The following is a 2274-nucleotide window of genomic DNA, read 5'->3' on the forward strand; positions in this document are numbered from 1 at the left end:
TACGAGATCTGGGTGCCGTTGCTCAACGGCGGCTGTGTGGTCGTCGCCGAAGAGGAGTTGAAGCCGTCTGTCGTGCGGGAGGCGGTGTCTCGGCATGGTGTGACCGGGATGTGGGTGACGGCGGCCTTGTTCGGGGCGTTGGTCGAGGAGGACGCGGAGTGCTTCCGGGGGCTGCGTGAGGTGTGGACGGGCGGGGATGCCGTACCGGCGGTCGCGGCGGCCCGGATGCTCCAGGCGTGCGACGGGACGAGGCTGGTCAATGGGTATGGCCCGACCGAGACGACCACCTTCGCGGTGAGTGGTGCGCTGTCCTACGACGAGACTTCCAGCGGTGTGGTGCCTCTTGGGGTGCCCATGGACGACACCCGTGTGTACGTCCTCGACGCCGGTCTGCTGCCGGTCGGGGTCGGGGTGCCGGGTGAGTTGTATCTCGGCGGAGACGGCCTGGCGCGCGGCTACTTCGGCCGGGCGGGACTGACGGCCGAGCGGTTCGTGGCCGACCCCTTTGTACCTGGCGAGCGCCTGTACCGCACGGGTGATGTGGTGCGGTGGCGTTCTGATGGTCGGCTGGAGTTCCTGGGGCGTGGTGACGATCAGGTCAAGATCCGGGGTTTCCGGATCGAACTGGCCGAGATCGAGGCTGTGTTGGGGCGGTGCTCGGGTGTCGGTCAGGTGACGGTCGTTGCGCGGGAGGATCAGCCGGGTGTGAAGCGTCTGGTGGCGTACGTCGTCGGTGAGGCGGATGTTGAGGGGTGGCGTGCTCAACTCGCGGCTGTGCTGCCGGAGTACATGGTTCCGTCGGCTTTCGTGGTCCTGGACGCGCTGCCGCTGACGGTCAATGGCAAGGTTGATCGGCGTGCTCTTCCCGTGCCTGAGTTCGTGCGGGAGCGGTACGTCGCTCCGCGTACTCCGGCCGAGGAAGCTGTCGCTGCCGTCTGGGTGGACGTTCTGGGGGCCGAGCGGGTCGGGGTGTACGACAACTTCTTCGAGCTGGGCGGTGATTCGATCACCAGCCTCAAGATCGCATCGCGTCTGCGTACCGCTCTTGGTGCCGATCTCTCTCCCCGGGCTCTGTTCGATCATCCGACTGTTGCCGGCCTGGCTACCGCTCTTCCGGCGGGCGGCCACTCCGACGTCATCAGCCGCCAAGTCGCCGCTGAACTTCCGCTGTCCTTCGCGCAGGAACGCCTCTGGTTCCTCGACGACTTCGCCCCCGGCAGCACGGAGTACAACATCTCGGCCGGGCTGCGGTTGAGCGGTGAGCTGGATGTCGTCGCGCTTCAGGCTGCTGTGGATGATCTGGTGGCTCGCCATGAGGTGTTGCGGACGACGTTTGATTCGGTGGAGGGGCGTGGGGTGCAGCGCGTGCATCCGACGCTGGAGGTTCCGGTCCGTGTTGTGGATGTCGAAGACGTCGAGGAGGCGGTGCGGCTTGAGGCGACGGCTCCGTTCGACCTGCGCACGGGGCCGTTGGTCAGGTTCTTGCTGATCCGGAGCGGTTCCGCTGAGCACACCCTTGTTCTGTCGATGCATCACATCATCACCGACGGGTGGTCGATGGGGGTGATCGTGCGGGAGCTGAGCGAGTTGTATCGCGGGGGCGAGCTGCCTGAACTCCCCGTGCGGTACGGGGACTACGCCGTATGGCAACGGGAGCGGCTTGCCGGGGATGCTCTGGCTGGGCAACTGGAGTACTGGCGCTCGCAGTTGGCGGGGCTTGAGCCGTTGGAGCTGCCTACGGACCGGGCTCGGCCGACGGTGCGTACCGGGGCGGGCGGGGTGCATGTGTTTGCCGTGTCGCCGGAGTTGGTGAGTCGGTTGGGGGAGGCGGCTCGTGGGCAGGGCGCGAGTCTGTTCATGGCGTTGACCGCTGTGACGCAGTTGCTGTTCTCGCGGTACAGCGGGCAGCGGGATGTGGCTGTCGCGACGGCTGTTTCCGGCCGTGAACGGGTCGAGCTTGAAGGGCTGGTCGGGTTCTTCGTCAACACGCTCGTCCTGCGGACTCGCATCGACGAGTCGTTGCCCTTCGGGGAGTTGGTGGCGGGGGTGAAGGGGACTGTTCTGGACGCCTTCGCGCATCAGGACGTTCCGTTCAGCCGGTTGATCGAGGAGTTGGCGCCGGAGCGGGACAGCAGTCGGACGCCGCTGGTTCAGGCGATGGTGACGCTGCAGAACACGCCGAGTGGGGCGTTCGACCTGCCGGGGCTCACTGTTACGGAACGTGAAGTGCCTCGGGAGTCGGCGCAGTTCGATATCAGCCTCCAGTTCCAGGAG

The 2274-nt window shown here is 66.4% G+C and carries 1 protein-coding gene; it reads left to right on the forward strand.

Annotated elements, in window-relative coordinates; translation table 11 throughout:
* On the forward strand, positions 1-2274 hold a 2274-nt coding region (locus AOK24_RS26660), incomplete at both ends, for a condensation domain-containing protein (RefSeq protein WP_159051991.1).

It is taken from the genome of Streptomyces niveiscabiei, from assembly GCF_001419795.1.
Taxonomy (GTDB): Bacteria; Actinomycetota; Actinomycetes; order Streptomycetales; family Streptomycetaceae; genus Streptomyces; species Streptomyces niveiscabiei.